This is a genomic window from Lonepinella sp. BR2357 (genome assembly GCF_051851525.1).
Lineage (GTDB): Bacteria > Pseudomonadota > Gammaproteobacteria > Enterobacterales > Pasteurellaceae > Lonepinella.
The window spans coordinates 1-279 of record NZ_JBPDVG010000040.1; the positions used below are offsets into that span (position 1 = coordinate 1).

The window sequence follows — 279 nt, forward strand, 5'->3', positions numbered from 1 at the left end:
AGACTTTCTTGTGTTAATTTATTTTTATACAAATTAACTCGAAAATCTCTCAGTTTTCAGCTTGTTTCCAAATTTTTAAAGAACAATAAGATTATCGGCTTTCGCCTATCATCATTGTTAAATCAACTGTTTTTATTAGGGCGTATGCAATACGCCCCTACAATTTACTTAACAATGATGATGACAACAAGTTTTTTGGTGGAGATAAGCGGGATCGAACCGCTGACCTCCTGCGTGCAAGGCAGGCGCTCTCCCAGCTGAGCTATATCCCCAATTTTT

At 37.6% G+C, this 279-nt stretch carries 1 tRNA gene; it reads right to left on the minus strand.

What is annotated here, in order from left to right:
* Positions 1–196: 196 nt before the first annotated feature.
* Positions 197–272: transfer RNA gene (locus ACTG7L_RS10835), tRNA-Ala, on the minus strand.
* Positions 273–279: the final 7 nt, after the last annotated feature.